This window comes from Flavobacterium terrae, assembly GCF_900142035.1.
Classification (GTDB): Bacteria; Bacteroidota; Bacteroidia; order Flavobacteriales; family Flavobacteriaceae; genus Flavobacterium; species Flavobacterium terrae.
Genome location: NZ_FQZI01000004.1, coordinates 188,712 through 212,058, shown reverse-complemented (window position 1 = coordinate 212,058; position 23,347 = coordinate 188,712). Strand labels below are relative to the sequence as shown.

At 31.9% G+C, this 23,347-nt stretch carries 25 protein-coding genes and 1 pseudogene; 13 read left to right on the top strand and 13 right to left on the bottom strand.

The window, feature by feature from the left end; all coding sequences use genetic code 11:
* Positions 1–38: 38 nt before the first annotated feature.
* From BUC09_RS11585 to BUC09_RS11525, 11 genes are all read right to left on the bottom strand, one after another.
* Positions 39–500 carry an SRPBCC family protein gene (locus BUC09_RS11585; protein ID WP_073311822.1) on the bottom strand — a complete coding sequence of 154 codons (462 nt, stop codon included), beginning with the start codon at positions 498–500 and terminating at the stop codon, positions 39–41.
* Positions 493–1,404: a TIGR01777 family oxidoreductase gene (locus BUC09_RS11580; RefSeq protein WP_073311754.1), complete on the bottom strand. Its 912-nt coding sequence runs from the start codon at positions 1,402–1,404 to the stop codon at positions 493–495. Before BUC09_RS11580 ends, BUC09_RS11585 begins: the two co-directional genes overlap by 8 nt.
* A 59-nt stretch (positions 1,405–1,463) precedes the next feature.
* Entirely contained in the window at positions 1,464–1,847 is a 384-nt protein-coding gene (locus BUC09_RS11575; RefSeq protein ID WP_073311753.1) for a hypothetical protein, read from the bottom strand.
* A gap of 7 nt (positions 1,848–1,854) precedes the next feature.
* A complete protein-coding gene (locus tag BUC09_RS11570) occupies positions 1,855–2,211 on the bottom strand; it encodes a hypothetical protein (RefSeq protein WP_073311752.1) in 357 nt (118 codons plus the stop codon).
* Positions 2,198–2,923, bottom strand: coding sequence for a YqjF family protein (locus BUC09_RS11565; protein WP_073311751.1), 726 nt, complete (start codon positions 2,921–2,923; stop codon positions 2,198–2,200). The genes BUC09_RS11570 and BUC09_RS11565 overlap by 14 nt, the downstream gene beginning before the upstream one ends.
* A 387-nt stretch (positions 2,924–3,310) precedes the next feature.
* Positions 3,311–3,814 (bottom strand): GbsR/MarR family transcriptional regulator, encoded by a 504-nt coding sequence (locus BUC09_RS11555; protein WP_073311749.1) that lies wholly within the window; start codon positions 3,812–3,814, stop codon positions 3,311–3,313.
* A gap of 93 nt (positions 3,815–3,907) precedes the next feature.
* Entirely contained in the window at positions 3,908–4,501 is a 594-nt protein-coding gene (locus tag BUC09_RS11550) for a hypothetical protein (RefSeq protein WP_073311748.1), read from the bottom strand.
* A 5-nt stretch (positions 4,502–4,506) separates the two neighbouring features.
* Positions 4,507–6,531, bottom strand: a complete 2,025-nt coding sequence (locus BUC09_RS11545) for a M3 family metallopeptidase (protein WP_073311747.1) — start codon at positions 6,529–6,531, stop codon at positions 4,507–4,509.
* Positions 6,532–6,708: 177 nt separating this feature from the next.
* Positions 6,709–7,194, bottom strand: a complete 486-nt coding sequence (purE, locus tag BUC09_RS11540) for a 5-(carboxyamino)imidazole ribonucleotide mutase (RefSeq protein WP_073311746.1) — start codon at positions 7,192–7,194, stop codon at positions 6,709–6,711.
* Positions 7,195–7,477: 283 nt separating this feature from the next.
* The gene (locus tag BUC09_RS11530; protein WP_073311744.1) at positions 7,478–8,635 is read right to left on the bottom strand and encodes a 5-(carboxyamino)imidazole ribonucleotide synthase; all 1,158 of its coding nucleotides are present in this window, start codon (positions 8,633–8,635) and stop codon (positions 7,478–7,480) included.
* 64 nt (positions 8,636–8,699) lie between these two features.
* Positions 8,700–9,239, bottom strand: a complete 540-nt coding sequence (locus BUC09_RS11525) for a hypothetical protein (RefSeq protein WP_234972595.1) — start codon at positions 9,237–9,239, stop codon at positions 8,700–8,702.
* A gap of 69 nt (positions 9,240–9,308) precedes the next feature.
* Here BUC09_RS11525 and hpt point away from each other — a divergent pair, with 69 nt between their 5' ends.
* The 4 genes from hpt (at position 9,309) to obgE (ending at position 12,880) form a co-directional block, all read left to right on the top strand.
* Positions 9,309–9,839, top strand: a complete 531-nt coding sequence (gene hpt / locus BUC09_RS11520; protein WP_073311742.1) for a hypoxanthine phosphoribosyltransferase — start codon at positions 9,309–9,311, stop codon at positions 9,837–9,839.
* Between the two features lie 28 nt (positions 9,840–9,867).
* Positions 9,868–10,440: an adenylate kinase gene (locus BUC09_RS11515; RefSeq protein ID WP_073311741.1), complete on the top strand. Its 573-nt coding sequence runs from the start codon at positions 9,868–9,870 to the stop codon at positions 10,438–10,440.
* A gap of 66 nt (positions 10,441–10,506) precedes the next feature.
* The gene (locus BUC09_RS11510; RefSeq protein ID WP_234972593.1) at positions 10,507–11,739 is read left to right on the top strand and encodes a hemolysin family protein; all 1,233 of its coding nucleotides are present in this window, start codon (positions 10,507–10,509) and stop codon (positions 11,737–11,739) included.
* 133 nt (positions 11,740–11,872) lie between these two features.
* Positions 11,873–12,880 carry a GTPase ObgE gene (gene obgE / locus BUC09_RS11505; protein WP_073311739.1) on the top strand — a complete coding sequence of 336 codons (1,008 nt, stop codon included), beginning with the start codon at positions 11,873–11,875 and terminating at the stop codon, positions 12,878–12,880.
* Positions 12,881–12,912: 32 nt separating this feature from the next.
* Here obgE and lysM read toward each other — a convergent pair whose 3' ends face one another.
* Entirely contained in the window at positions 12,913–13,380 is a 468-nt protein-coding gene (gene lysM, locus BUC09_RS11500; RefSeq protein ID WP_073311738.1) for a peptidoglycan-binding protein LysM, read from the bottom strand.
* Positions 13,381–13,571: 191 nt separating this feature from the next.
* Here lysM and BUC09_RS11495 point away from each other — a divergent pair, with 191 nt between their 5' ends.
* The 3 genes from BUC09_RS11495 to BUC09_RS11485 all read left to right on the top strand — a co-directional run bounded on the left by BUC09_RS11495 (position 13,572) and on the right by BUC09_RS11485 (position 17,971).
* Positions 13,572–15,722, top strand: a complete 2,151-nt coding sequence (locus tag BUC09_RS11495) for a S46 family peptidase (protein WP_073311737.1) — start codon at positions 13,572–13,574, stop codon at positions 15,720–15,722.
* A gap of 187 nt (positions 15,723–15,909) precedes the next feature.
* On the top strand, positions 15,910–16,596 hold the full coding sequence (locus BUC09_RS11490) for a tetratricopeptide repeat protein (protein ID WP_073311736.1): 687 nt from the start codon (positions 15,910–15,912) through the stop codon (positions 16,594–16,596).
* A 19-nt stretch (positions 16,597–16,615) separates the two neighbouring features.
* A complete protein-coding gene (locus BUC09_RS11485; protein WP_073311735.1) occupies positions 16,616–17,971 on the top strand; it encodes a UDP-N-acetylmuramate--L-alanine ligase in 1,356 nt (451 codons plus the stop codon).
* 275 nt (positions 17,972–18,246) lie between these two features.
* Here BUC09_RS11485 and BUC09_RS11475 read toward each other — a convergent pair whose 3' ends face one another.
* Positions 18,247–18,897: a DUF1287 domain-containing protein gene (locus tag BUC09_RS11475; protein ID WP_073311733.1), complete on the bottom strand. Its 651-nt coding sequence runs from the start codon at positions 18,895–18,897 to the stop codon at positions 18,247–18,249.
* A 73-nt stretch (positions 18,898–18,970) separates the two neighbouring features.
* Here BUC09_RS11475 and radC point away from each other — a divergent pair, with 73 nt between their 5' ends.
* The 6 genes and pseudogenes from radC (at position 18,971) to BUC09_RS11445 (ending at position 23,346) form a co-directional block, all read left to right on the top strand.
* Positions 18,971–19,654 carry a RadC family protein gene (gene radC, locus BUC09_RS11470; protein WP_073311821.1) on the top strand — a complete coding sequence of 228 codons (684 nt, stop codon included), beginning with the start codon at positions 18,971–18,973 and terminating at the stop codon, positions 19,652–19,654.
* A gap of 3 nt (positions 19,655–19,657) precedes the next feature.
* A pseudogene (locus BUC09_RS11465) lies at positions 19,658–20,165 on the top strand (ABC transporter ATP-binding protein); the annotation flags it as partial.
* A gap of 118 nt (positions 20,166–20,283) precedes the next feature.
* A complete protein-coding gene (locus BUC09_RS11460) occupies positions 20,284–21,477 on the top strand; it encodes an ABC transporter permease (RefSeq protein ID WP_073311731.1) in 1,194 nt (397 codons plus the stop codon).
* Positions 21,470–21,943 (top strand): hypothetical protein, encoded by a 474-nt coding sequence (locus BUC09_RS11455; RefSeq protein ID WP_073311730.1) that lies wholly within the window; start codon positions 21,470–21,472, stop codon positions 21,941–21,943. Before BUC09_RS11460 ends, BUC09_RS11455 begins: the two co-directional genes overlap by 8 nt.
* Before the next feature lie 3 nt (positions 21,944–21,946).
* A complete protein-coding gene (locus BUC09_RS11450) occupies positions 21,947–22,633 on the top strand; it encodes a YjjG family noncanonical pyrimidine nucleotidase (RefSeq protein WP_073311729.1) in 687 nt (228 codons plus the stop codon).
* Between the two features lie 2 nt (positions 22,634–22,635).
* Positions 22,636–23,346, top strand: a complete 711-nt coding sequence (locus BUC09_RS11445; RefSeq protein WP_073311728.1) for a hypothetical protein — start codon at positions 22,636–22,638, stop codon at positions 23,344–23,346.
* Position 23,347 lies beyond the last annotated feature (1 nt).

Genomic DNA, 23,347 nt, shown 5'->3' with positions numbered 1-23,347 from the left:
ATTGTTTTTATATTATAATTGGATTTCAAAGCGGTTGTTTACAATCGCTTTGTTTTTTCCGCTTGCTGCTTTAAATACTTGTTTCTTTCAAGAATCATTTTTTTGAGATGTCTTTTAAGTACAAGTTTATCAAAGAATTTACCTAAAATACCAAAAGGAGTTTCATAATAAATATCGTCAATCATTAGGGTTGAGGTGTTTTGAGGTATAAATCTATGATGGTGAATAAATGATTTGAAACAACCTTTTGTCATTTCATCAGTAAATGATTCAAATTTACTCATTTGAGTGATAGTGCTTTCATGGGTAAGATACAGCCCAAAATGTTTTCCCTCCCAGGTAACCTTTTCACCAAGTTCTATAAGACCGTGTGTTTTTCCTGAAATAGCTTTTTCCTTTGTTTTATGTAAAGAATCTAAGTGTGCATCTATATTTCTAGACAAATTGAAAATTAGTTCCACCTCAGTATTGGTGATTGTTTCAAAATGAAGGTTAGTCATGTAACAAATTTTTAAATGCTGATTCAATTGTTTGATATTTAAAAGTAAAGCCATTTTCTTGCAAACGTTTCGGAATAACATTTCTGCTTTTTAAAACAAGCTCGGTTTCTGTTCCTATAATTTTAGCGCCAAATTCTAATAATCGTTTGCCTACAGGTGTTCCAAATGGGATTTTCAATTCTTTACGCAAAGCTTTCATGAAAGCTTTGTTTTGAATTGGAGTAGGTGAGACAATGTTGATTACTCCAGTGATTTCCTTTTCAAACACAAATCCAAGAGCTTTTGCAAAATCGTCTTCATGAATCCAGCTCACAAACTGTTTGCCGTTACCCTGTTTGCCACCAAATCCCATTTGGGTTAAATTTTTTAATGGTAAAAATGCGCCACCATTCTTCCCTAATACTATTGAAGTACGTAGTGCTGTTTTTTTAGTGTTTGGAGTTTCGGTTTTGAAGAAAGCTTTTTCCCAACTTTGTGCCACATTCATGGAAAAATCATTTCCTATTTCTCCAGTGTATTCATCCATTTGTTTGTCTTCAGAATGTCTGTAAATAGTAGCTGTAGATGAGTTTAACCAATGTTTGGGTGGTTTTTTGCATTGTAAAACAGCATTGTTCAGAATTTTGGTACTGTTAATTCTGGATAATAGAATCTCTCTTTTATTGGCTTCGTTATATCTGCAGTCTACTGATTTTCCTGCGAGATTAATTAGTAAATCGGCGTTTTCAAGCGCAGCTTCCCAACCAGTCAAAGATTTTGCATTCCAATGTACATAACTAATATTTCCCTCTTGCTTTTCTTTGCCACGAGTAAGTACTACTATTTCTTTAGCATTTTGTTTAAAATGACGGATAAGGGCTTGGCCCAAAAAACCTGTTCCTGCAGCGATGACTATTTTTTTCATTTTAGAATGATTTTTACCACAGTTGTATAACAAGATTATACAACTGTGGTTGATTGCTTTTAATTTACTGGAATTAATTCAGGAGTTTGATTTTCTTTTGCTTTTCTTTTTCCTCTAAAGAATAAATAAAGGTTAAAGAATAGCATAATTCCCAGATAAATAGAAAAGCCACCTATTTTATAACTTAAATCTTCAATAAGATTTTGATAAGTGTTTTCATAAAGATTTAACTCTAGTATCATTAAAGCAAAGCCTAGATTTAGCAAGTAAAAACCTGTTTCGAATAGTTTATTGGTTGCAAAAGCAATTTCTTCTCTGCCTTTGAATATGTCTAACATAAATGTTTTTCCATTTTTAAATAGTGTTTTTGAAACATAAAATGTTAGTAAAAATGCAATAGGTAAATAAATAGCATAACCAATTAAAATTTTTGAAGTTTCCATAATAATCTTATTTAATTAATTTTTGAATGTAATTTGTGAGTATATAAATATTTGAATAATGTAAAAAGCAAAGTATAAAAGCAATGATTGATGTTTTTACTGAGATGGTTTCGATGAGCTGTTGTATTGTTAGTATATCTTTCCAATAGATTAAAGTCATTGAACTATATCCAATATTTACTAAATAATAACCAACCAAAAGTGTTTTGTTTATTTGATGACACAATTCGGCATGTTCAGGAATAAGTTCTGAAACATAAATGTTACCATTTCGATAGCATATCTTTCCAACAACAACTATAATGAAAGTGATTATTGATAGGAAAATTATATAACCTAAGATGTTGTAATTAACTAATGTCATGATGTGGTAATTTTCTTTTATTCTGTACTTTAATTTCAGAACCTTCGGCAAGAAAAACAGATACTGGTTTTACATCATTTAAAAAAGCAAAGTCATTACCGTAGGTATTTTCAAAATCTACTTGGATCTCAAAGTTTTTGATGTAGTATTGTTCCCATTTAGGATGTTTGACTTCATATTCGTAAGTTTCATGTTCATTGTGTTTGGTATACCCAAAATAGTGTTCCATAATGAATTCAGCTTCGCTACCTTCTTCTAATGGACTCTTGAAATCATAAGCGTTCACACTGATATAATTTGTCTTTTTTTGATTTTCCCAACTATAACCTACTTTTAGAACTTCGGCTTCTAGTTCGTTTTGATGCTGCATGAAAAGTGTTCTGTAGTTTTCTTTATAAAAGGTATTGGCTACAAAAGTGATGGCGCGTTTGGGAACTATTTCCTGAATAAAAACAACACCGCGTTTCCATGCTCCATTTTCAAAACGTTTGACATAAAATCGAAGATTAACTTCTTCAAAATCAGTATGTCTTGGTATCCTGAAGCCTAATACTTTAGTGTCTTTAAAAAGAAATCCTACTAAACTTATATAACAGTTGCCATTCCAGTAATCGAGTTCGGTACCTGTAGGTAAGTGTTTTTTCAAATGTTCCGGATTAATGACATAGTTTGCCATTATCAAGTTTTTCCATTGTGCGGTTAGAAAGTTCATTTTTCAATTTTTTTATAGATTATGACTGTAAGATAAAGGGCAAGACAAGGGGGTATAGTAAATAATACTGTATTCCCAAAATTGACGTATCCAAATTTTAAACTTGTAAGCCAAATACAAAAAAATAGAATAACACACGAAAAGTATAATTGAAGATGTTTGTTTTTTGGTTCATCAATCAGCATTGCTATTCCAAATACAACTTGGAATAATCCTGTGAGCATGGTAGAAAGCAATCCCCATAAAAGGAAGTTTTCATCCAGCAAACCCATTAAGCACATCACGATAGGTGCGCCTATAATAAAGAGGTTTAAGTTAAATAAGTTTTTCATAGTATCTGTATTTATTAAACTTTCAGAAAAAATTGAAAGTTTTAAATAAAAAAAATTATTTCATGAATTTGATTAGAATTTGTGCTAGCCAATTGTCTTTGTACTCGGTGATTTTATCCAATACATTGTCGGCTTTTAATACAAAATCATATAGTTTTGAAGTTTGTTCTACAAAATGTTTTTCTTCGGCTGATGCATTGGCATCGATAGATGAAACTTCTTTCAAGACTTTTAACGCAGGTTTAATTTCTCTTTTACTACGTTCACGAGAAATTTTTACGGCCAATTCATCCAAATCTTTTTCGGCAGTAAAAAACTCACGTCTTTCACCTGCTTTGTATTCTTTGTATACAATTCCCCAATCCATCAATGCACGTAAATTCATACTAGCATTACCACGTGAAATTTGCAATTCTTCCATGATGTCTTCCATAGAAACCGCTTCGCTAGATACCATTAACAAAGCATGGATTTGTGCCATGGTTTTGTTAATACCCCATTGAGAACCTAAAGCTCCCCAAGTTTGTACGAATTTATTTTTTGCTTCTTTGAAATCCATGAGACAAATGTATAACAAAGTTTTTAAACTTTCAAAAAAAAATGAAAGTTTGTTTAAAAAAGAAAACCGAAGAACATAACTTCGGTTTCTAAATTAATTAAGCATTTGTTTATTATATAATATCTCATAGAGTTTTTCGTAATCTCCTCCTTGTCCAAATTGCTCTGTGTTCAATTTTGTTCCGACAATATAATGATGCCTACAACTAAAACATATTTTAGCAATTCCGACAATTTTTTCTTTTAGTTTAAATACTAAAATGTCTCTGTAAATTGCAGGACAAGCAAACGAATCAATAATTGAGTTTTTTTTAAATCTAAAAATGTTTTTTAATTCTTCATTTTTAGAATCGTTTATTGTTGTTTTTTTGTAACCTAGATTTTTTATTTTCGTTAAAAAAGAAATATCGGAAATAGATTTTGGAATGTCATGGTTCCCAATAATTTCAATAAAAATTTCCTCATCTCTTGTTCTTTCTTTTTTTGACCATAAATCAAATACTTTTTCCTCATCAATATCAATATTAAATAACTCTACATTGTCAAAATTGAAATAATTCTTGCCAACATAGGTAACAATATTTTTAGGTTCACTAAATGTTTCAATATTTTCAGTTTTAACTTCTTTATTTGAAGTACAACCTAAAATGAAAAGGACTACAAAAATTAAGCTTAAAATTACTTTCATATATTTTATATCAATCCCGCTCTTTTCAACAACGCCTCTGGTTTAGGTTCTTGTCCTCTAAATTTTTTATACAAAGTCATTGGGTGTTCTGTACCACCTTGAGACAATACATTGTCTTTGAATTTGGCAGCAACTTCTTTATTAAAGATTCCTTTTTCTTGGAAATAAGCAAAAGCATCAGCATCTAGAACTTCGGCCCATTTATAACTATAATAGCCAGAAGAATAACCACCTTGAAAAATATGAGAAAAAGAAACACTCATACAGTTCTCAGCAACATCTGGATATAAAGCGGTAGGTTCCATTGCTGTTTTCTCGAAAGTTTTTACATTATCAACTACAACTGGTTTACCGTGATATTCCATGTCTAATAAACCAAAGCTTAATTGGCGTAAAGTAGCAATACCTTCAAGGAAAGAAGCACTTTCTTTAATTTTATCTACATATTCCTGCGGAATGATTTCTCCGGTTTCATAGTGTTTAGCAAAAATGGCTAAAGCTTCAGGTTCATAACACCAGTTTTCCATTACTTGGCTTGGTAATTCAACAAAGTCCCAATATACTGAAGTGCCCGATAAACTTGGATAAGTTGTATTGGCTAACATGCCATGCAATGCATGTCCAAATTCGTGAAATAAAGTCGTCACTTCATTAAAAGTTAAAAGTGATGGTTTTGTTTCAGTGGGTTTAGTGAAATTGCAAACAATAGAAACGTGTGGTCTTTCATTAATACCTTCCTTAATATATTGAGGTTTGAAAGACGTCATCCAAGCACCATTTCGTTTTCCTTTTCGCGGGAAGAAGTCAGAGTAGAAGATAGCGACCAAGTTCCCATTAGCATCATTTACTTCAAAAGTATGAACATCTTCATGGTATTTATCAATGTCAAAAACTTCTGTGAAAGTCAATCCAAATAAACGTTTGGCAACTTCAAAAGCACCTTCTTGAACGTTTTGTAATTTGAAATAAGGTTTTAATTTTTCATCATCTAGATTGAATAATTCTTGTTTTAGTTTCTCAGAATAATACGCACCATCCCATTTTTCCAATTGATCAAGATTGTCTAGTTTCTTTGCAAAAGCAGTCAATTGACTGAATTCTCTTTCGGCTGCAGGTTTAGCTTTTCCCAATAAATCATTCAAGAAAGATTTTACTTTATCTGGATTTTGCGCCATACGTTCTTCTAATACAAAGTGTGAGTGTGACTCGTATCCTAATAATTGAGCTCTTTCATGTCTCAGCGCTACAATTTTTTTTACGTTTTCTTGATTGTCAAATTCGTTGCTTTGAAAGGCTTTTTTACCATATGCTATTGCTATTTCTTTGCGTAATTCTCTATTGTCGGCGTAAGTTACAAAAGGAGAGTAGCTAGGAACATCAAGAGTAAAAATCCATCCTTCTTTGTCTTTGCTTTTTGCTAACGATCTTGCTGTTTCTATTGTATCTTCGGGTAAGCCTTTTAGATCACTTTCGTTAGTGATATGTAGTTCGTAATTGTTAGTTTCGGCCAATACATTTTCACCAAAAGTTAATTTTAGTTTGGCTAATTCAGCATCGATTTCTCTTAAGCGTGATTTTTTATCTTCGGCAAGTAAAGCACCATTTCTAGAAAAACCTTTGTATTTTTTGTCTAATAATGTTGCTTGTTCTGTTGTTAGGTTTAAAGACTCTCTTTGGTCATAAACAGCTTTAATTCGTTGAAATAAATTTGCATTCAGAGTAATGTCGTTTGACAGTTCTGTTAGCATAGGTGATATTTCCTGTGCTAGTTTCTGCATTTCTTCACTGGTTTCTGCCGAGTTTAAGTTAAAGAAAATAGTAGTTACTCGATCTAGTTGTGTACCACTAAATTCAAGAGCTTCAATCGTGTTGGCAAATGTTGGAGCATCAGAATTATTAACGATTTCGTCTATTTCTTTTTTTGTTTCTGAAATTCCTTCTTTTACAGCAGGTAAATAGTCACTTAATTTAATTTGTGAAAAAGGAGCTGTGTTGTGTTTAGTGTTAAAATGTTTAATAAGAATATTCATAACAAAGTGTATTTCATCGATTTTATTTGTTCTATACCGAAAGGTATTTTATATTTGGCACTGAAAATCAGAAAAATATCAAACTAGATATATACCGTTTAGATATTGATTTAACCCAATCAGTATTTATGTTTGTGTTACTTAAAAGCTCCAAAATACCACATTCTGGGGCTTTTTTTATTTATTTAAATTAGCAGAAGCATCTAAAACTACTTGTTTTAATCCTTCTTTGTACTCAATTATTTTATCTAAAACAGTTTTGTTGCTTGAGCCAATTATTTGAGCGGCAAGTATTCCTGCATTTTTTGCTCCGTTTAAAGCGACAGTAGCAACTGGAACACCTCCAGGCATTTGAAGAATAGACAAAACAGAATCCCAACCATCAATAGAATTACTCGATTTGACTGGTACGCCAATTACAGGAAGCGGACTCATACTAGCAACCATTCCCGGTAAGTGAGCGGCACCACCAGCTCCAGCAATAATTACGGCAATACCTCTATTGTGTGCATTTTTACTGAAATCAAATAATTTTTCTGGAGTTCTGTGTGCTGATACAATGTCAACCTCTGTTTCGATTCCGAAATTTTTCAATATATCGATGGCTTCTTGCATGACTGGCATGTCTGAAACACTTCCCATTACTATAGCTACTTTATTCATTATGCTTTTTTTCTAGATGTTTTTTTATTAAAAAGATAAATATTGAGATTAAATAGAAAATAAAATAATTTATTATCAAACCAGAAAGACAAATGTTACTTTGATAATATGAGTCATCAAATTTTAGATTCCAAAAATTTAAAGGAAAACCTATTCTGATTTCTGGGTATTCTTTGATTTGTGTATAATATAACATTTGTAATAATAAAGATATGAATGATAAAACAGACATCAATATAAAAGAATTATAACTTGAATATAAAATGGCTTTTTTAATCATTAATTAAATTTGACTTATTACTCTAATACTATTTTTTACTTCTTCGGCAATTTTTCGTGCTTCTTTCATGTTTTCATTGATGATGGTTACGTGTCCCATTTTTCTGAAGGGTCTGGTCTCACGTTTTCCATAAATATGTGGAGTCACTCCAGGGATTTTCATGATTTCTTCGATATTCTCATAAATAACTGGTCCAGAAAAACCTTCTTCACCAACCAAATTTACCATAATTCCAGCAACTTTACTAGCTGTACTTCCTAGGGGAAGATTTAAAATTGAACGGATATGTTGTTCAAATTGCGAAGTATAACTTGCTTCAATGCTGTAATGTCCAGAATTGTGGGGTCTTGGTGCTACTTCGTTTACTAATATGTCATCATCTTCAGTCTGAAACATTTCTACAGCTAGTAAGCCAATATGGTTATAAGCTTCTGATACTTGTAGCGCTACATTTTGTGCTTTTTGTGCTACTGTTTCATTAATTCTAGCAGGGCAAATGGTATATTCAACCTGATTTGCTTCTGGATGAAATTCCATTTCGACAACAGGATAGGTTTTAACTTCACCAGAAACGCTTCGCGATACAATTACGGCTAATTCATTTTTGAAAGGAATCATGTCTTCTGCAATACATTCTACATCTGGTAATCCTACTAAATCAATGGTAGAACGAACTATTTTTACTCCGTTTCCGTCATAACCAAATTGTGCCGATTTCCATACAAAAGGAAATTCAAGTACATCTTTTTCTAATGCTTTTTTCAACTCATTGATACCTACAAAACGTTGGTGTTTTGAAGATGGAATGTCATTCTCGACATAAAAATCTTTTTGGCGTCCTTTGTTTTGTATTAAGCGTAATGTTTTAGGAGAAGGATATATTTTTAAACCTTCATCTTCTAGAGTGTCTAAAGCGTCTAGGTTTACATTTTCGATTTCGATGGTTAGTAAATCGACCATTTTTCCAAACTGATAAACGGTGTCGTAATCCATCAAACTACCTAAAAAGAATTTAGTAGCACCAAATTGGCAAGGAGCTTCTTTACTAGGATCTAAAACATAAGTTTGAATGTCTAATTTTCGAGTTTCGGTAAGGAGCATTTTTCCTAATTGCCCTCCACCAAGGATTCCTAATTTGAAATCGGAAGAAAAATAATTCATTGTAGTTGTTGTGTTGTTGTTGCGCAAAGATAATGCTTTTAAAAAAATGGTAAAAACAATAATTTTAATGTTTAACCTTTCTTAATATTTCTTTTGCTACGGCCTTATAAGCAGCAGAATGATGAGCATAATCTTGTTGTACAATTTGTAGCAATTCAGCATGAATCCAGTCGTATTTCTTTCCAAAATTGTATAAAGTTCTAATGGAATATGCCTTTGCAGCTACTTTTTCATCGCGAATAAGCCAATCAAGACAAGTTTCAATGATTATTGTTTCTTGTTTTTCTGTGAGAGAATATTTTTTAGAATCAGATAAAAAAAGACAAATTTTAGAGGCAGGTCTTTTTGCAGGATCTTCTTTTAGTTTGGAAATGATATCGCAAAATGAGTCTAGGTATGGAGTGATTAAATGAAGATTTTCTTCAAAAATTAATTCCAAAATCCACCAGGCTTTGTGATGGTTTTTGTCTTTAATGTTAAAAGCAATTTGAATAAGATCATTTAAAAAATCAGGATTTTTAAAAATAAAATCACGGTTGATTTCTCTACTCATTCTGTGAGCGGTACTTTTTTCAATTTGTTTATAAAATTCTATGTCCATCATTTCAAAAATAAATAATTTTCCTGATACTGAACTCTTTTGTTATCTTTGCCCTTTATTTTAAATTTAAAAATGGAAATTCAGCTTCACGATAAGCATTTTGTGCCTTTTATTTCTGCCGATGAATTAGATAAGGCAATTGCCAAGATGGCAACTCAAATTTCGAAAGATTTTGAAAACGAAGTACCTGTTTTTATAGGTGTTTTAAACGGAGCGTTTATGGTTGTTTCAGATTTTATGAAACATTACAAAAATCCGTGCGAATTAAGCTTTATTAAAATGGCTTCATACGATGGTATGCAAACTACTCACGAAGTAAAACAGTTAATTGGTTTAAATCAAGATTTAACTGGTAGAAGCGTTGTGGTAATTGAGGATATTGTTGATACAGGAAATACAATCGAAGAACTTCAAAAATTGTTTGCAGATAAAAATTTAAAACAATTAAAATTTGCTACCCTATTTTTAAAACCAGAAGCTTATAAAAAAGATATTAAAATTGATTATATTGGTATCGAAATTGAAAATAAGTTCATTGTAGGTTTTGGTTTGGATTATGATGGTTTAGGTAGAAACCTTTCAGAAGTATATCAGTTAAAATAACACAACACATTTATAAATTTTTAATTTAATGATTAATATAGTTTTGTTCGGGAAACCTGGGGCAGGTAAAGGAACCCAAGCCGAATTTTTAAAAGGGAAGTACAATTTAACTCATTTGTCAACAGGGGATATTTTTAGATTTAATATTAAAAATGACACTGATTTAGGTAGGTTAGCAAAAACCTACATGGATAAAGGGGATTTAGTACCTGATGAGGTTACTATCCAAATGTTGCAAAGCGAAGTAGATAAAAACCCTGATTCTGATGGCTTTTTATTTGATGGATTTCCTAGAACAATTTCTCAAGCCGAAGCTTTAGATGTATTTTTAGAAAGCAAAAGTCAGTCAATTACGGCTACCATAGCTTTAGAAGCTGATGATGAGATCTTAGTGAAAAGACTTTTAGAAAGAGGAAAGACTTCAGGAAGACCTGATGATCAGGACGAAGAAAAAATACGTAATCGTTACCAGGAGTATAATGAAAAAACAGCTCCTTTGATGAATTATTATAAAGAACAAAATAAATTTTATGCCGTTGACGGTATTGGGTCTATTGCAGAAATTACTGAAAGGTTAAGTACTGTAATTGATAATTTGTAACTAAATTTTTAAAATTTGGAAATAGTCATAATCTTCTTGCTGATTTTACTTAACGGAATTTTTTCCATGTCAGAAATCGCACTCATATCAGCAAGAAAAAACCGGTTAGAAACCGCTGCCAAAAAGGGCAACACGAGTGCAAAAACAGCTTTAGAATTAGCAAATTCGCCTAATAAGTTTTTATCTACTGTTCAGATAGGGATAACACTTATTGGTATTTTGACAGGTATCTATTCAGGAGAAAAAGTAACGGAAAATGTTCGTATTTTCTTCGAAGGATTTGAACTTACAAAACCATACTCAAATTCTTTATCGGTAGGTACAGTAGTAGTTATTTTAACTTTCTTTTCATTGGTATTAGGTGAATTGTTGCCTAAACGTATAGGATTGAATTATCCTGAGGCTATTGCTAAGGCTGTGGCAGTTCCAATGAAAGTAATTTCGATAGTCACTGCACCTTTTATTTGGTTGTTAACTGTTTCTACAGATTTTATTTTAGATGTTTTTAAAATAAAACCTACTGCAGATGGAAAAGTAACCGAAGAAGAAATCAAAGCCATTATTAAAGAAGGAACCGAAGGAGGAGAAGTTCAAGAAATTGAACAAGATATTGTGGAACGTGTTTTCCATATTGGAGATAGAAAAGTAAATTCTTTAATGACACACCGTAAATCGGTAATGTATTTGTCTTTAGAAGATAATTTAGACGCAATAAAGTCTCAAGTTTTAGAAGAATTGCATTCTATTTATCCTGTATGTGAAGATAATTTGGATAATGTTGTTGGGGTTGTGTTTCTTAAAGATTTGTTTACCAATTTCGAAAAGAAAAATCAATTTGATTTAAGAGTTATTGCTAAAGAACCAGTTTATTTTATTGAACATACATCTGCTTATAAAGCGCTGGAAGTATTCAAAAAAACAAAAGTGCATTATGCTTTAGTTACTGATGAGTATGGAGTAGTGCAAGGAATTATTACCTTAAATGATATTCTTGAAGCTTTAGTGGGAGATGCTGCTGAGTTTTACGAGGAAGAGTTTCAGTTAGTAGCAAGAGAAGATGGGAGTTGGTTGGTTGATGGGCATTATTCATTACACGATTTCTTAACTTATTTTGATATGGACGATTTGATTAATGATTATGATGTTACTACGGTAAGTGGTTTAATCATGACTGAGTTGTCATATATTCCAAAAGTAGGAGAGAAGTTAGTATGGAATAAAATGGAATTAGAAGTTATCGATATGGATGGTATTAAGATAGATAAGGTCTTAGTTCGTTCGTTGAAAGAAATAAATTAAAAATAAAAGCATTAGTTAATTATTTTCTGATGCTAAATGATTGATAATAATGACAGAGGATTTGAGATTAAGAGGAGGACTGCCAGTGGCAGTCAGGTATTTTGAATTCAAAGCTCTGTAAAGAAAAGAAAAAATGACAGAGGGGAATTTTGTAGATTACGTAAAAATATATGTTTCATCAGGAAAAGGTGGAAAAGGTTCATCGCATCTACATAGAGAGAAGTTTATCGAAAAAGGAGGTCCAGACGGTGGAGACGGAGGTCGTGGTGGACACGTTATTGTAAAAGGAAACAAAAACCTTTGGACATTATTTCATTTAAAATTTACAAAACACGTAAAGGCAGGCCATGGTGGTGATGGAGGTAGCTCTAGAAGTACCGGTCATGATGGAGAAGATAAATATTTAGAAGTACCACTTGGAACTGTAGTTAAAGATAAAGATACTGACGAAGTTTTATTTGAAATTACAGAAGATGGTGAAGAAATAATTTTGGTTGAAGGAGGAAAAGGTGGTTTAGGGAATTGGCATTTTAGAACTTCTACTAATCAAACTCCTCGTTATGCACAACCAGGAATGCCTCCTATTGAAGCAGATATCATTTTAGAACTTAAAGTTTTAGCCGATGTTGGACTTGTAGGTTTTCCAAATGCCGGAAAATCAACATTGTTGTCTGTATTGACTTCTGCTAAACCTAAAATTGCTGATTATCCTTTTACAACCTTAAAACCTAATTTAGGAATTGTTGCTTATAGAGATTTTCAATCGTTTGTAATCGCTGATATTCCTGGAATTATTGAAGGTGCTGCTGAAGGTAAAGGATTAGGACATTACTTTTTGCGTCATATAGAAAGAAATTCAACCCTTTTATTTTTGGTTCCTGCAGATGCCAAGGATATTAAAAAGGAATATGAAATTTTGTTAGACGAACTAAGAAGGTATAATCCTGAAATGCTAGATAAGGATAGGCTGCTTGTGATTTCAAAATGTGATATGCTGGATGATGAATTAAAATCTGAAATGAAAAAGCAATTAGACAAAGAATTAAAAGGAATACCATATTTGTTTATCTCATCAGTCGCTCAACAAGGTTTAACTGAATTAAAAGATAAGCTTTGGCAAATGTTAAATATTGAAGTATAAAAAATCCCTCATTTGAGGGATTTTTTATTTTATTATCCTTGAATATTAGGAATTCTTAGAACTTGGCCAGGATAAATTTCATCAGGGTCTTTTAACATAGGTTTATTTGCTTCAAAAATAATATCATATTTCATAGCATCTCCATAGTACTTGGCAGCAATTTTTGATAACCAATCACCTTCAACAACTGTATGATATTGTGCTTCTGGAGCAGGTGTGGCAACCGTCATTTGATTGTCAACGGTTTCAACTCCTTCAACATTTCCTAGAGCTAAAACAATTTTTTCAGAATCGGCTTGTTGATTAACCTCCCCTGAAACAACCACAGAGTCGTCTGCATTTACAACTACTTTAAGTGTATTAAATGGCAATCCTAAAGCTTGAACATGAGCTAATAAAGCACTCGCTTTTAATTGTGATTTTTCTTCTGCGGGCGCAGCTTCTTCTTTAGAACCAAACAATTTTTTTCCAGCTCCTTTGATAAATGAAAATAATCCCATAGTTTTTTTTAGTTAAAAGTTATTTCTTAAAGTTAAGTAAAAAAAATAAGAACGAGATTTATTGAAAGTTTTTTTTAAAGTAATAATCCTTAAAAAGTTAAAATTTTCTTAATAAAAAGATATTCTTTTTCGCTAGATTTTAAGCAATTATTAAAAAAAGGTATATTCGCACCACTAAAAATAAATATGTTATGAAAAAATTAATTTTATCTCTAATCACTGCTATCATGCTTGTGCCAACAAGTGTTAAAGCAGACGAGGGAATGTGGTTTTTGATGTTCATTGAACGTTTAAATCACAGAGATATGCAAAAAATGGGATTGCAGTTAACTGCTGAAGAAATTTACAGTATTAACAATCACAGTTTAAAAGATGCAATTGTTCAATTTAATGGAGGTTGTACAGCAGAAATTATTTCTAAAGACGGATTGGTGTTAACAAACCACCACTGTGGATATGATGCAATTGCTGAATTATCAACTGCTGAAAAGAATCACTTAAAAAATGGTTTTTGGGCAAAAGATAGAAAAGACGAAATTAAGCCTTCAAGTTTATTTGTTCGTTTCTTTGTTCGTATGGATGATGTTTCTAAAAGAATTTTATCAGTAGTTAATGATAAAATGACTGAAGCAGAACGTGAAAAAGCTATCAATGCTGAAATTGCAAAAATTGAAAAAGAAAACAACGAAGGTGGAAAATATACTGTTTCAGTTCGTTCATTTTTCCAAGGAAATGAATACTACTATTTCGTTTATCAAGATTATAAAGATGTACGTTTAGTGGGAACACCACCAGAAAGCTTAGGTAAATTTGGTGGAGATACAGACAACTGGGAGTGGCCTCGTCATACTGCAGATTTCTCAATGTTCCGTGTTTATGGAGACGCTAACGGAAATCCAGCAGATTATTCACAAGAAAATGTGCCTTTAAAACCTAAGCACTATTTACCAGTAAACATTGGAGGTGTTAAAGAAAACGATTATGCAATGATCTTAGGTTATCCGGGGCGTACAAACCGTTGGATGCCAGCATCAGGAATCGATCAAAATGTAAAATATGCATATCCTGCATGGGTTGAAGGTTCAAAAGTTGGTATGGACCAGATGAAAAAATACATGGTTCAAAGCGATGCTTTAAACTTAGTTTATGCCTCAAAATTTGCTGGTGTAGCTAACTACTGGAAAAACCGTCAAGGAATGATTGACGCTTTAACAAAGTTTGGAACAGCAAAAACAAAAGCGGCTCAAGAAGCTAAATTTGACAAATGGGCTAACAAACCAGAAAACAAAGAAAAATATGGTAATGTAGTTGCTACTATTAACAACTATTACAAATTAACAAATGAGAAATCACGTCACGATAACTACTTGATGCAATTGTTAAGAACTAGCGCTTACGGAACAATTTCAAGAAGTTTAGGAAGACAGCTAGACAATTATGCTAAAGCTGATGCTGAAAAACGTGTTCAAATGGCTAAAGCTATATCTGAAATGGCAACTGAATTTTTCAAAGAAGTTCACATTCCAGCAGAGAAAGACATCTTAGCTGCTCAATTGAATTTATATGCTACAAAATCTACAGGATATGCAATTTCTCCTTATGTTGCTGAAATAGGTAAAGCTAATAATAATGACTTTACAGCTTTTGTAAATTCGGCTTTCGATTCAAGTGTTTTAACATCTTTAGATAAAGTTAAAGCATTTTTAGACACTCCAAACGAAGCATCAATTGCAAATGATCCTTTAGTGAAATTGTCAAATGAATTATTAAATCATTATAATTCTAAATCTGACGAAATTGCTAAAGCACAAAATGATTTTGGAGCTTCATTCCGTAAATTAGTTGAAGGATTACGTGAGTCTAAAATTGGAACAATTAAATATCCAGACGCTAACTCAACATTACGTTTAACGTATGGAAAAGTTCGTGCTTTACCTGCTGACAAGCGTAATGATGCAAAAATCAACAACTATACAACTCTAGACGGTCAAGTTAAAAAATATAAGAAAGGTGATGCTGAGTTTGACTTACCAGAAAGAGTTCTAGAAATGAATAAGAACAAAGAGTTTGGTCGTTATGCAGATAAAGATGGTTCATTGCACGTAAACTTCTTGACAGATAATGATATTACAGGTGGTAACTCAGGTTCTCCAGTATTAAATGGAAAAGGTGAGTTAATAGGTTTAGCTTTCGACGGAAATATCGAAGCCATGGCTGGTGACGTAATTTTCGACAAAAACTTACAAAGAACTATCAACGTTGATATTCGTTATGTACTTTGGGTAATTGAGAATTTCTCAGGAGCTAAAAATATTGTAGACGAAATGACTTTAATCAAATAAGTTATTACAATTTAATAAAGAATCCGAATTCAGAAATGAGTTCGGATTTTTTATTTTTGGGCGTTACGTTTTTTATTAGCTGACTTCGAGAACCTCAGTCAGCTAATAAAAAAACGTCGGGCTGTTCGCACTACATGGTAGTTTGCTTCCATCCCTAACGCAAACAAATTTTTTCTATTTTTGAAAAATGAAATACATAATCAGTTTTTTTCTATTTATCCCAGTCCTTCTTTGGTCTCAAACCAATTGCGATACTGGTGAAGCTTTATTTAAACAAAAAAAATATGCTGAAGCACAAGTTTTACTGCAAAAATGTATTTCAGATAACCCCAAAAACTACAAAGCAATTGACCAATTAGGAGAAATAGCCTATCACAGTAAAAATTGGGACGATGCAATAAAATATTCTACCATTCTTAAAAATGCTTTTCCATCAAATGCTGAGTATTGGTTTAGATATGGTGGTTCATTGGGTATGAAAGCCCAAAAAAGTAGTAAAATAAAAGCCTTTACCATGCTTGATGATATCGAGGGTTCATTTGTAAAAGCTGCAAAGTTGGATCCAAAACATATCAATTCACGTTGGGCCTTGGTGGTTTTATATGTAGAATTGCCTGGAATCATTGGAGGGAGCGAAAAAAAGGCCTTAAGATATGCCAATGAATTAATGCAATTGTCTAAAGTTGACGGCTATCTGGCGAAAGGCTATATTGATCTGTATTATAAACGATATGACAAAGCAGAAATAAATTATGTAAAAGCACACGAAATAGGCCATTCGAAAACCACTTTTGAAAAATTATATGATTTATATTTGAACAAGATTAAAAATAAAGGAAAAGCAGAGGAATTAAAGTCAGAATTTAAAAATTAAAAGAATAGAAAATATATCAATGAGAACTCATTTCATAGCAATTGGCGGAGCAGCCATGCACAATTTAGCATTAGCATTACACAGTAAAGGATATCATGTAACAGGAAGTGATGATGCTATTTTTGAACCTTCAAAATCAAGACTAGAGAAAAAAGGTTTGTTGCCTGTAGAAATGGGTTGGTTTCCTGAAAAAATAACTTCAGATATTGAAGCTGTGATTCTAGGTATGCATGCAAAAGCAGATAATCCTGAACTGTTAAAAGCTCAAGAATTGGGGCTTAAAATTTATTCGTATCCAGAATTCTTATATGAACAATCTAAAAATAAAACTCGTGTAGTAATAGGAGGTTCGCATGGTAAAACCACTATCACCTCTATGATTCTTCATGTGATGCATTATCATAATGTAGAAGTTGATTATATGGTAGGAGCACAGTTGGAAGGTTTTGATACTATGGTGCATCTTACAGAACATAATGATTTTATTGTTCTTGAAGGGGATGAATACTTATCTTCTCCAATGGATCGTCGTCCAAAATTCCATTTGTATCAACCTAATATTGCCTTGATTTCTGGGATTGCTTGGGATCACATTAATGTGTTTCCAACCTATGAAAACTATGTAGAACAGTTTGAAATTTTTATTAAAAAAATTACTAATGGCGGTATTTTAGTTTATAACGAAAATGACCCTGAAGTAAAACGTGTTGCCGAAAAAGCCGAAAATCCTATTCGTAAAATTCCTTATCATACTCCTGAATATACTGTTCAAAATGGAGTGACTTTATTAGAAACTCCAGAGGGACCAATGCCTATTGAAGTTTTTGGAGCACATAATCTAAATAATCTTGCAGGAGCCAAATGGATTTGTCAAAATATGGGAATCGACGAAGCCGATTTTTACGAAGCCATTGCAAGCTTTAAAGGTGCTTCTAAACGTTTAGAGAAAATTGCAGAAAGCAGTAATAAAGTAGCATATAAAGATTTTGCGCATTCGCCAAGTAAAGTTGCTGCTACTACAAAAGCAGTAAAAGAACAGTATCCTGACAGAACTTTAGTAGCTTGTCTAGAATTACACACTTACAGCAGTTTGAATGCTGAATTTTTAAAAGAATATGAAGGAGCATTAGATCATGCAGATGTAGCTGTGGTTTTCTATTCTCCAGATGCTGTTAAAATCAAACAATTGGAAGAAGTGACTTATGAGCAAATTGCTAAAGCTTTTAAGCGCGACAATCTTGTTATTTATACTAATCCAGCAGAATTTAAACAGTTTTTATTCAGTGCAGATTTAAATAATTCTGCATTACTTTTAATGAGTTCAGGAAACTATGGTGGATTAAATTTTGATGAGGTAAACGGATTGATTAATTAGTCAAATAAATTATTAAATACATACAAAACCTTTCAGAATAGATTTCTGAAAGGTTTTATTTTAAAATGAAGATTATGGATTTTATAGACTTTTTAGCTTTATTAGATAATATTATAAATCCAACAAAATCAATAAAAGAATATTGGTTTAAACTTACAGATACGAATGGGTATTTAGGAGATAGATTTTTAGCATTTGTTTCTCTATTCTTAGTACTCGCGTTTTATTTTTGTATAGTCTTATTTTTGATTTTTATTCTTTTTAAATAATAAGATTTATTTTTTATACCTAAAATGACCAACAATAGTATACTTAAATAAGCAATCTTCTAAAACTTGTCCTGCACCAACGTTGTGAACTATCATAGGTCTTATTCCATCCTCTGTCTTGATATGTGTTACAATACCAATATGTGGTAGTTTATCATTTATCATCCAAGTAACAATATCACCAGTTTTATAATCTGTTGGGCTTTGCGAAATAGGTAATTTATCTCCCTTTCTTTCAAAAAATACTTCCAAGTTTGGAACCCTTCTATGATCAATGTTTGTATCGGTTGTTTTTAATCCCCATTTTTTAAGATTAGGGTATAAACTGAAGTTGGATACCATGTCTTCATGAACTTCTTTTTGAAGGTCTATATTCAATTTTCTATAAGCTCTAATAACAACGTCAGTACAAACTCCAGTTTTTGGTGGTACATCTCCATTTGGATACGTTATTCCAATATAGTTTGGAGTATATACAATAGTAGGATCGATTATTGATAATGCCGCATTTGATAACTTTTCTGCAAATGTCTCGGGATTGACAATTTTTTCAATAGATGTATTGATTACTGGAGAGATCTGAGTTTGTGCAACTGAGTCATGATTTTTACAGCCTATTAATAAGCTTGCATAAGCTAATATAAAATGCTTGTTCATAGAAGTGGTTTTGATGTTTATGTCTGGTAAATATATTTTTGTTATTTTGTATCAAATTTTAAGCCAAATAAATATGTATACGCCAATCAATCAGTGGGCTGAAGATGATCGCCCGCGTGAAAAATTTCTTCTTAAAGGAAAAACTACTCTTTCCGATTCTGAGTTACTAGCCATCCTTATAGGCTCAGGTTCTCGTAATGAAAGTGCGGTGCAATTGTGTCAGCGTATTTTAGCATCTGCAAATAATAATCTTAATCAACTTGGAAAGTTATCGGTGCAACAACTCATGCAATTTAAAGGAGTAGGAGAGGCTAAAGCCATTTCTATAGCTGCTGCCTTGGAATTGGGAAAGCGAAGACAAAGTGAAGCTACATCTGAATTAAAAAAAATAACTTCCAGTAAAGCAGTTTTCGAAATCATGCAACCAATAATTGGTGAACTTCCTCATGAAGAGTTTTGGGTATTGTATCTTAATAACTCCAATAAAGTTATTTACAAAACTCAAATTAGCAAAGGAGGAATAACAGGTACGGTTGTAGATTCTCGATTGATTTTTAAAACAGCGTTTGAGCATTTTGCAACCAATATAATTTTAGTTCATAATCACCCTTCAGGTAAACTGCAAGCCAGTGAGGCCGATTGCCAAATCACAAAAAAAATTAAAGAAGCTGGAAAACATCTTGATATTATAGTTTTGGATCACGTTATTGTCACCGAAAAGAATTATTTTAGCTTCGCCGATGAAGGCATGCTGTAAAAAATGATAGTAACTAAGAATCTTACTTTTTCCTACGGAAACGAAACGCATTTTACGTTTCCTGATATAGTATGTAATGCTTCTGAATCTGTTTTAATTACTGGAAATTCAGGAGTAGGAAAAACTACTTTGTTGCATCTTCTAGGAGGTTTGTTAAAGCCTTCTTCTGGAGAGGTTATTTTTGATGGAATAAATATTAGTCCATTTTCAGAAAAGCAAATGGATGCTTTTAGAGGTAAAAATATTGGTGTTGTTTTACAGCAAAATCATTTTGTCGAGTCTATTTCTGTTTTAGAAAATATTATGCTCGCTTCTTGGCTTGCAACAGGAAAAAAAGAAAAGCAAAAAGCTAAATCACTTTTGGAACATCTGCATCTTGAAAAACATTTAAATAAATTGCCTTCTCAATTAAGTGTTGGTCAACAACAACGAGTTTCTATTGCTAGAGCCTTGATTAATAATCCTAAAGTTTTATTAGCTGACGAACCAACATCTAGCCTCGATGATGCAAATACATTAAAAGTAGCGACTTTGTTGGAAAACTTAGCTAAAGAATACAATACAGCATTAATTATAGTAACTCACGACTCTAGATTAAAGCAACGTTTTAGTAACCAAATTTCATTGTCATGATTGCAAAATTAGGATGGAAGAATATTTGGTTTAAACCTCTCAATACTTTGTTGAGTGTGTTATTATTGTCTTCTAGTGTTGCTATTATTACATTGTTGATTCTTTTGCAAAAACAATTTGAAGAACAGTTTTCAAGTAATGCCGATAATATTGATTTGGTCTTAGGAGCACAAGGAAGTCCTTTGCAATTAGTACTTTCATCGGTGTATCAGGTTGATGCTCCTACTGGAAATATAAATTATGACTCAGCAAGAGTATGGATGCGACATCCTTTTATAAAGTCGGCAATTCCCTTGGCTTACGGAGATAATTATTTGGGATATAAAATTGTTGGAACAACACAAGATTATTTAGAAAAATTTAATGGTAAAATTGAGAAAGGGAAAATCTTCGAAAAGGAATTTCAAGTTGTAGTTGGTTATAATGTAGCTCAAAAACTTAACCTTAGAATTGGAGATAAATTTAACGGTACACATGGAGGTGCTAAAGAAGGGGAAAAACACGAAGAATTTCAATATTTAGTTACGGGTATCACTACACAAACGGGAAAAGTAATCGATAATTTGATTTTAAGTAATATTGAAAGTGTTTGGGCTATGCATGGACATTCTCATAATGAATCTGAAGAGGTTCAGGAAGAGCCAAAAGAAATAACTTCGGTACTATTGAAGTTTAGAAATAAAATGGGGATTGTGACTTGGCCAAGAATTATTGCCCAAAACACAAAAATGCAGGCCGCTTCACCAGCAATCGAGATTAATCGTTTGTTTACACTATTTGGTATCGGATTAAAAACACTCGAATATATGGCTTACGGGATTATGCTTATTTCTGGAGTAAGTATATTTATTGCTTTGTTTAATCGATTAAAAGAAAGAGAATATGAGTTTGCTTTAATGCGTTTGCACGGAGCTTCACGAATTCAAATTCTTTCATTAGTGATTGCAGAAAGTTTATTTTTGTGTGTAGTAGGATTCTTTTTTGGAACAATTCTTGGAAGAATAGCTTTGGGTTGGATTTCTAATACAGCTACAGAAGAATTTAAGATAGAATTTAATCCCGCCGAAGTTATTTGGGATAAAGAAGGTTATTTAATTTTAAGTACTTTAATTGTAGGTGTTATAGCTGCCGTTATTCCAGCAATTAAGGCATACAGAATGAATATATCAAAGACATTAGCAAATGGATAAAATAAAAATTATAATTGTAGTGCTAGTTTTTGCACTAATGGGTTTTCAAAAATCAGATTTTATCAAAGAGAAAACTCAAAAGACAATAGTTTCAGATACTTTAAGTTGGAAGAAGTTAGGACAAATAAAATTTATTAAAAAGCAACATAAAGATTACGGAAACATTGATTTTCCAGTAATTAGTCCCGAAGTGAAAAAATACCATAACAAACGCATTTTTATGTCGGGCTTTATAGTGCCTATAGATAATGTGAATTATGCATTGAGTAAAAATGTTTTTGCTTCATGTTTTTTCTGTGGAAAAGCAGGACCCGAAACTATAATGGGAATTAAGTTTAAAGCAGGTAAACTTAAATTACGTACAGACCAATATGTAACTCTTGAAGGAATTATGAAAGTCAATGAAAATGACCCTGATAACTGGATGTATAATATTGAGGACGCTGTGATTGTTAAAGGAAATTAAGACATGTATTCAAAAATAAACCATATATTTTTTGATTTAGATCATACGCTTTGGGATTTTGACAAAAATTCTGAAAAAGCTTTTGCAGCAATTTTTGCAGAAGTATTACCAGAAATTAATCTTGGTGACTTTGTTAAGATATATGCTCCAATCAATCAAGCTTGCTGGAAGTTATATCAAAATAATTTAATAACTCATGATGAGTTGAGGTATAAAAGACTCAAAGATTCGTTTGATGCTTTGAATATTTCTGTTTCAGATGGAATGATTAATAAAATTTCAGAAGATTATATTTTGCATTTGCCTAATAGCAATCATTTATTTGAAGGCTGTGTTGAAACTCTTGAATATCTTCACAGAAAATATAAATTACATATTATAACAAATGGTTTTGCTGAAGTACAGTTCAAAAAACTAAATAATTCTGGAATTCATCATTTTTTTGATACTGTAACTAATTCGGAAATGGCAGGAGTAAAAAAACCACATTCTGGGATTTTTGACCATGCTTTGTCAAAAGCTAGTGCTCAAAAAGAAGAAAGTGTTATGATAGGGGATTGCTTAGATGCAGATGTTGCAGGAGCAATTAATTTTGGAATGCAATCAATTTTTTTTAACTCTGAAAAAGTAAATGTTTCAAAAGACATTAATCAAATCACTAACTTGGTCGAACTTAAAAAACTGTTTTAATAATGAAAAAAATAATTTTTTTACTTGTAATGCTTTTGTCACTTATAGCATCATCACAATCTTCTTTAAATGATTATAATATGGCAATCATTCCTGCTAGATTCGATTTTCAAAAAGAAGATAATCAATATAGAATAAACTCTACAATCAAAACTTTTTTACAACAAAAAGGGTTTGAGGTTTATTTAACTTCTGATGATTTACCAGAAGGATTCATGGATTATAATTGTAATAAATTGGTTGTGAAAGCTATCGAAGAAAACACCACTTTTGTGACTAAGCTTAAAGTTGAATTTAGGGATTGTAAGGGTAAACTTTTATTTGCGACAGATTTAGCAGAAACAAGAGAGAAGGTGTTTGCAAAGGCTTATAATCAAGTACTATTAAAAACTTTGTCAACTTTTTCTAAAGCGAATTATAGATATTCAGGAAAAACCTATTTTGATGAAGAGGCTGATGAGAAAATAAAAAATAGAGATGTAGAAAATGTTTCTGTTGAAGTTGTTAAAAAAGAGATCAATGAGTCTTATGTTAGAGTTCTAAATAAAACAAACCAAAAGGAGCTTTTGCTTTATAGAACATCTAATCCAAACGTTTTTTTGTCGATATATAGTGGTAGTAATGGAATAGTAGTTTCTAAAGAAAATAATTGGTTTTTTGAATATATTGATGGAGACAAAACAGCTTCAGAAAAACTGGATATTAAATTGTAAT